The 7453-nt window shown below is 35.8% G+C and carries 7 protein-coding genes; 2 read left to right on the top strand and 5 right to left on the bottom strand.

What is annotated here, in order from left to right:
- On the bottom strand, positions 1-747 hold a 747-nt coding region (locus J0H12_05555), incomplete at its 3' end, for a hypothetical protein (GenBank protein ID MBN9413369.1).
- Positions 748-939: 192 nt separating this feature from the next.
- Between J0H12_05555 and J0H12_05550 the strand changes: the two genes are divergently transcribed.
- The gene (locus tag J0H12_05550) at positions 940-2145 is read left to right on the top strand and encodes a hypothetical protein (GenBank protein MBN9413368.1); all 1206 of its coding nucleotides are present in this window, start codon (positions 940-942) and stop codon (positions 2143-2145) included.
- Positions 2146-2220: 75 nt separating this feature from the next.
- On the opposite strand, the gene J0H12_05545 is transcribed toward J0H12_05550, so the two are convergent.
- The 3 genes from J0H12_05545 to J0H12_05535 all read right to left on the bottom strand — a co-directional run bounded on the left by J0H12_05545 (position 2221) and on the right by J0H12_05535 (position 3749).
- On the bottom strand, positions 2221-2445 hold the full coding sequence (locus tag J0H12_05545) for a glycine zipper 2TM domain-containing protein (protein MBN9413367.1): 225 nt from the start codon (positions 2443-2445) through the stop codon (positions 2221-2223).
- A 136-nt stretch (positions 2446-2581) separates the two neighbouring features.
- Positions 2582-3187: a hypothetical protein gene (locus J0H12_05540; GenBank protein ID MBN9413366.1), complete on the bottom strand. Its 606-nt coding sequence runs from the start codon at positions 3185-3187 to the stop codon at positions 2582-2584.
- A gap of 286 nt (positions 3188-3473) precedes the next feature.
- Entirely contained in the window at positions 3474-3749 is a 276-nt protein-coding gene (locus J0H12_05535; protein MBN9413365.1) for a hypothetical protein, read from the bottom strand.
- A 627-nt stretch (positions 3750-4376) separates the two neighbouring features.
- Between J0H12_05535 and J0H12_05530 the strand changes: the two genes are divergently transcribed.
- Positions 4377-4523 carry a hypothetical protein gene (locus J0H12_05530; GenBank protein ID MBN9413364.1) on the top strand — a complete coding sequence of 49 codons (147 nt, stop codon included), beginning with the start codon at positions 4377-4379 and terminating at the stop codon, positions 4521-4523.
- Between the two features lie 176 nt (positions 4524-4699).
- Here J0H12_05530 and J0H12_05525 read toward each other — a convergent pair whose 3' ends face one another.
- Positions 4700-7003 carry a hypothetical protein gene (locus J0H12_05525; protein MBN9413363.1) on the bottom strand — a complete coding sequence of 768 codons (2304 nt, stop codon included), beginning with the start codon at positions 7001-7003 and terminating at the stop codon, positions 4700-4702.
- Positions 7004-7453 lie beyond the last annotated feature (450 nt).

Genomic DNA, 7453 nt, shown 5'->3' with positions numbered 1-7453 from the left:
AGATAAAAGTGTGCCATCGATGAGCTTCTTATCATCTGGTTTAGGAAATCGACTCATAAAAAAGTAAGGAAGCATAAAATCGAACTTGTGTGCTTTAGAGTCAATTTCATAAATTATGCTTAATTGCGCTAAAGCAATATTTATGCTGGTTAAAATGAGATTCTTATGTATTGCGTCAGTTACTTTTCGTAAAATTTCAGCCGTTTTAGTTTCCCAATCAGTGAAATCAAAGTACTGATCCCCATAAAAATAGGCGAGTCTATTGGTCTTAACGCGGCTTTCGGTGAAGACTTTCTTAACTTCCGCGGCTTCTTCCTCTTCTTCAGGAGGTTTTATTGAGCTGGCGGCTGAGGGGGCTGCGACTAGAGAAGAAGCATAGTTTCTTCGTGGCTGTGGGGCGCTGAAGGTGGCCCCTGGGCTCGAGGAAGCGTTTTCAGAGGGGGTGGTTGCTAGTTGCAGCGGAGAGGTTGATGCTACGCCTGTAGATTTTGCATTTTCATCTCGTTTTGATACTTTAGAGGCAGGTTTCCCCGCGGCTTCGTCATCTCTACTTCCCTGAGAAGAAGGGAGAGTAGAAGAAGCATATGTGAGGATAAGATCGTTAATTTCTGATCCGGCGGGTCTCGGTCTTTTTTTGGTGTTTTCTGGCGTCTCAATCGGTTGTTGGTCTGATGCATAAATACTCACAGGACGATTTACAGCAAACAGGAGGGCAAGGAGGAGAATTTTTAGCTTGTCAGAAAACATTTTTTTCTTTCTGAAAATATACCATACAGGATATATAGGTGCTCTCATTGGCAAAATCAAGGATTGCGAAGAAGTTTATAAAAATATTATTGACCAGTAGCTGGGTACTATAAGAGATATAAAATTAAAGCAATCTGTTGACGAATAAGAGATTACCAAGCTTGCTTTTTAATTTTTTGAGAGATGATTCGAATGAAAAGCGGCCATAAAAATTATAAAAAACTAATTCTTAAAACTTCTCTTATTTTCTTTTTTCTGAGTGTTTATTCTTTAAATGCGTCATCTTCTTCTGTGGAAGAAGTAGAATTTCCATCTGCCAAAAAACGACCCAAAAGGAATCAACAAAGTTCAACATTGGAGGAACTTCCTCAGAAATATCGTTGTGTTCCAGCTGGTTCAAAAACTTCTCAATCTGAGAACTTGCAGGTAAGGAAGCCGCAGAAAAAGCAATCTTACAACTTCAAATATGCGCAAGGTTTTAAAGATTTTAATGAATTTTTACTGAATGAAGACCAAAGAGATCGTTTGTTAAAGCTTTGTGAAGTGCCCCTCAAGCATTTTAACCTAAAAAGCTATGCTGCATTTAAAGTCGTTTATTATGTGATGATTGGAAAAAATCATCATGAAATCGCAAAGATTTTAAAATTAAGCGCTATCACTAATATTTCAGCGATAAGATTTCAGGCTTGTGAAGAAGGTTTTCTAACTCCTGAGGAAATACGATTTTCAGGAGGAAGGCTAGAGGTTATGCCAGGAAACGAAGATATTTCTCCATTGTTATATAAGAATTACGCAGAAAAAATTTTAAAATTTGATGAATCTCGATTGAGCCTAGATCAGAGAGAACGTTTAATGAGTTTTTGTAAAAATCGTACTCAACATTATAGAGTAGGAAGGGAAAATATTTTTAAAGTTATTTATTACGTGATGCTTGGAAAGCATCTGAAGGAAATACAAAAGACAGTGACGTTAAATGATAAGTATGGGGTTTCGTCAGCTTTTTCTTATGCCTCTCAAGAGGAATACCTGACCGCCGAAGAAGTTTTGATATCTCGAGAAGATCCTGAGATCTTCCAAAAAAGTGGTGAGATATCTTTATTAATTTTATACGAGCTTTATACAAGTAATATTTCAAAGTTTGATCAAACAAAACTTTTAAGTGAACAAGCCGAACGATTACAAAAACTTGTCTTTCTTCCAAAAGAAATGTTCGACTATCCTGTTAATCTAATCTTTAAAGTTGTTTACTATATAATGATCGGTACACCTTATCATGAAATTCCCCACCATTCAGGAGTAACAGATCTTCAAAATATTATTAATGTAGGAAGAGATGCCTACAAAAAAGGCTTTTTAACAGATGAAGAAATGATAAAAGGAGGTCTTGAAATAAATTAGGTATCAGCCCCTAAATTTATGAGGGACATTGCCTGGCTCTGTTTCCCTGTTTTTATAGAGATGGATCTGTCTGCTCTACATCTTTTTACCAACTTCATGTCCCAAGAAACCACCCGCACCGGCCCCAATGACGGCGCCTAAGATACGTCCGCTTCCACCGCCAAACATTGAGCCTATGGCGGCACCTCCTGCGGCTCCTACGAGGGTGCCAGATAATTGTTTTTCATTCGTTGTGCAAGCATTTAAGAGGGTAATACTAAGAAGTGAAGTAACAATTAGATAAGTATTTTTATTTTTCATTTTAAATTTCCCCCTGATTATATTTTAATTATACATTTTTTATTATAAAAATTAAAGTATTTTATTTTGGTATGGATGTTTTTTACTTCGTATGAGGCGCTATTTTTAACAATAACACCTCATGTTAAGGTATGAATTAAGCTATATGACGAGGCTTGTAGAGTATGAGGGCTTTGTTGGAGTCATCGTTTTCTACTTTGGCTTTTTTATGGATGACTTCAGACTTGCTTGTTTGCCACCATTGAGAAACATAGTTCCATCCAGAACTTAAGCCATGACTTGCAGTTTGAACGCCATGCGTCCCAGCAACGCCTAAATCATAAAGACCATACCCTAAAGAAGTTGTAGCCTTATAAAGATAGCTTAACGCCGTGGGAATATTGGTGATTCCTTTATATATATCGTCTTTAGCTTCTTTAAGGTTTATTGAGGCTTCTTTGCGTGCGATATTTGCGGTTTCATCTTTGTCAGCAATAAGACTACTACAAGCATGAATTGCAGCGGAAGCTCCTTTGAAGGCACCATTCCCAAACATCACAACATCGTATCCAAGGCTGCCAGCAGCGTATACTGCGTTTTTGCTAGCTTCCCAGAGGTGATTAACACCTTCTAAGGCATAATTGCGGGTGAGAGGGGCTTTGTTGTCTTCGCGGAAATCATCGTTTGCAAGTAAATCAGTCGTAGACCCGATGGTTGTTAAAGTCCAGGCTAAGTAAGTTAGTGTCTTTAATGTCTTATTCATCCTAATCTCCTTATAAGTATGCTTCTCATAAAATAGATTTAGGTATGAATAGATAATATTCAAGTGACGTTTTTGAATATTTATTATGAATTTAGCGCATGATATAATTAACTATAAGAAAATATAGGATTAATATAGTTTTGGATAAGCTTAATTTAAATTAACTAGACAACTTTATAGTGTCTAGAATTGTAGTTTTAGCAAATAATCAAGCTTTAGAATGAGAGATATTTTTGTATGAAGGTGTGTGATACTTCATACAAAAATTTCTTCATTCTTGGAAAAGCTAAATTTCAACTTGAGATTTATTTGAAGAGCTTGCCGCCGCATTTAACTTTGCAGAAACACTTAAAAATTGTTCCATAGCTGTAATGTTGGTTTCGTCAGCTGATACTCTGATTTCAGCATCTTCTACCCACTCGGTTGAGTCTTGGATTTCATCATTTCCTCGGTCGCTTTGTAAAAAAGAGCGAGAGGTTGTATCGTTTTGAAGTCGGCCATATTGAAGCGCACAAAAAGCAAGTGCGAGTACGATTAACTCGTATTTAAACATTTTTAACATTTATTATTCTCCCCGTTCCCTATGATAGCGTTGCAGAAAATAGTTAACAAAAGGTTTAAAAATCGAACGAATGTCAAAAAAAATTAAATTCAGTAACGGTTTTTATTGATATTTGTAACTATTTTTGATACAGTATAAAAGTAAGCTTAGAAAAGGATTCTAAGCTTACAACGATACCTTGTTTTATGGTTGTTCTTTGGTGTGATGAGGGGAGCTCATGGGTGAGGGGAATTTTAATAATTCGTTAAGGAATTGTGTTTTTAAAGGTTAAATGAACCTCATTTTTGAGAAACACTTTCTCATGTCCAGAATTTTGGGAGTGCATTATTGAAAGGTCTTGATGATCTTTGAGGTGACTTTTAAGTTATTTCAAGGGCGGAATTAGAGCGGGAAGAAAATTTTGGTGATTACTTGGCGCTCTAAAAAATGGCGCTTCCTTTCTTTCTGATAAGGGGCAAGTAGAGAGAAGAAGGTAAGAGCAATCTTCATCTTTTTATTGGAAATTACACTAAGCTTATCAGAATGAAGATGTAACTTTAAGAGGGGGGATTTTCTTCTGTCTTCCTCTTGATGACTTCAAAGATGTGTAAAACAACAAATAATCGAAATAAATAATAGGAAGCTTGGATGGCATTAGACGTGACTGAAGGAAAGAAATTAGAGAATATCATGGTAGATGAAGAAGAGCAGGAAATTGTGGAAGCGCTTGAGCGTTATTTGAGTCGTCGCTCATTGGTTCAACCGCATCCTTTATTGCAATGGGTGATGTGGTAACAGTAAAGATCGCCGCCAATAATTTGTAGGAAAAGGGAGGTGGAAATTCTTACAGAGGCAAGGTTTGAGCCATTAGAAGAGATTAAAGGGCGCCTAATTACTGTACGGGGAGGGAGGCATCGAAAGTGATTCTTGACAATAGCTAGTTGATTGCAATCGCCCTTAAGTTCCTTGTACTATGAAGTTGCCTCTGTTGTTGACTTTGCAGCTTTCTTCTCGGCATATTTTTCACTGAAACTTAGCAATCCATCAAAATCTTTAATAGATAAAAATCTCCCTTGTTGTATTTGTCGTATACAATAATCGATTTTAAGAGAGAAATTTGGTTCGCCATAAATTTTAGCCAACTTTTGGGCTCTCATAGAAAGAGTCCAATTTTCATGATGTTCTAATAGAGAAATAATTGAAAATAAAGGTAGAACTTTTGTTAGAAAATTGATTCGATCTGTAGCTGGAATTTCTTTAAGAGCTTGTATAAAAAAGTGTTTATTTTCCTTGTAAAGGTCAGGAAACTGATCATTCGTTAAGTACTGAAAGGCTTCTTGCAGTTTGCTTGAAAATCCAACCAAATTTTCTTCATCCTTAAATAAGTTTATTAATGATGAATTATCATCTTGATCATGGAAGCATGCTTTAGGATATTCAGCTAAATAACTGCCATGAGGCATTATAAAGGGCATAGCAGTACTAAATACAGGTGTACGTCTTGTTGGGCTTATAGAATGCATAGCAGCTACCATGGCAAGTGCGCTATCTCTTTCACGTGTAGAAAGGGCGCTAAGAGTGGGATATATTTGTTGGATTAATTGCATGATTTCTTCAGCTTCGTTGAGAGGAAATTGAGAAAAAGTTTCGATGGCTTTTGCAGTTCTTGCTGCATCTTTAGGTTCAAGAAAAAAATGTTCCCTCAAAAATATTATAAAGGATGCACGCTCACCAGAAATAATAGATTTCAAAGAATCAAAAATGCGATACCTTGCGCTAAAATTTCTTGTATTAGATTGGATTAAAGGTTTTACAAGTTTAAATAGTGCATTTCTTTCCGAAGAGGGGATTTCTAATAAAGTATTTAAAATTTTGGCTCTATTTTTATAGAGAGATAAGCCTTCTTTCAGAACAAGGCTTTCTTTTAATAAAAAAACTTCTGCTTCAGATGAAAAAGTTCTAATATACTGTTTTAATTCGTTAGTTTTCTCTGCATCTCCATCGCCATTGATCGAAAATTCGGTTACAAATTCTATTAAAGCTGGTTCACGATCTCGTTGTACAGGACTTAGAAAATATTTAGGTTCTGGTACTGCAACATAAGTCATTAATCCATTTGGAGCATCAAGATAGCGTGGTGTTTGAGGATTTTCACTAAAGACTAATGTACCAGTTGTCCATAAAGTATATATTGGAATATCAGCCCATACTAGATGCCATTTTTCCATTTCTGTTGCATGTTCCCATGAAAAGTTTGGGACTTTATCAAATAATCTTGGTTCTGGTTTTGCTTGGGAAAATTTATGTTGAATAGTTTCATGTAATGCTTGGTCGCCGCGATAAAGTATACAATGTGGCATAACATTTTGCGCCCAAAGGCGCCCGTTTCCCTGTAAAAGCTCTAAGTGTTTTAAGATGATGCTTGCTCTAGGATGACCATATCCATTTTGGCCGTTATTAGGGGCAGCCCCTATAATAATTGCTTGAGGGTTAACAGCTTGATCCCATGATTCACAATATGTGTCATTGTCTGATCCATGATGAGGGGCAAGTAAAATATCTGATTCAATTTCATTTGTTCTTCCAGCTAATGAAGTGAGCATTTGATTTTTAACAGTCCTATTTGCATCTCCTGTCAATATGGCTGAAATGCCATCTAATTGAATTCGTGTAATAATACTCCATCTATTATCATCGCTTTTAATTCCTTCAGGACAATACAGATGAGTTATACATCCGCTTGTTTCTAAGAAACCACAAACACCTCTGGAATAGAGTCCTAAATAAGTAGAAGAATACCAAAACGCATAACCTCCTAAGAATCCTTGTGGATAAAGTGTGTCATTTCCTCCTAATAATGCCTTAATTGAGAAAGTAAAATTATTATGAGGCTGAATTGAGCAAATTTGAGATAAAACTGAAGGAATAAAATCTTTATGATCTTTATCAGGGTGCGTCACAATAATATTTAAATGGTAATCACCACCTTGCAATACCCCGCCATGAGATTGCTGCCAACAGTCGAGTATCTTTCTACTGATCTGTCCAATGAGAAGAGGTTCAGGATAGGTTTTCCATTCATAAGTCTCACCTTGTGCATAAGGCCGTCCATCTGATCCAGCATCAATCAATAGAGGAGTATAGCCAATCTTATTGACGAGAACTGCATGACCTTGGCCAACATTAAAAAAAGTAATCTCATCTTTTAAAGGGTAGGTTGCGTATAAGTTGGTTGAATATAAAAATGCACATACCGTGATAAAGAATTTTCTCATACTTTTCCCCCTATTAAAATCCATACAACTGTAAAGACTACTGTATTATTGTCAATATAAGAACATTTTTGTAGTAATTAGAGAGTGAGGGCTTATTTTTTGATTTTATTCTTCAATATAACTTTATTTTATCTTTTGACAGTTGGTTGATTTCCTTGGGGGTTTTTTTCTATTAAAAGTGGCTCGCTGAGAGATTCCATATCACTTATATTAGGGATCTGTTAATCATTCGTTAACGGAAAATTAACCCAAGTTAATTTTTGATGAATATTTTGGCTTTAAAGTGTTTATTTAAAGGCCTGTGAATTTTTTTTAGAGATTATTATTTATCCCTCTATCTTTTTCTCATTATTGATATTTAAGTTTTTGATTTTAAGAAATAATTTTTTTGAAGTCTTTTATTGTTGGGCTGTGGATAACTCTGTGGAAACGATGTTTTTCCCAAAAAAT

This window comes from Candidatus Paracaedimonas acanthamoebae, assembly GCA_017307065.1.
Classification (GTDB): domain Bacteria; phylum Pseudomonadota; class Alphaproteobacteria; order Caedimonadales; family Caedimonadaceae; genus Paracaedimonas; species Paracaedimonas acanthamoebae_A.
The sequence above is the reverse complement of the archived record's forward strand: the minus strand, read 5'-3'. Positions and strand labels throughout refer to the sequence as shown.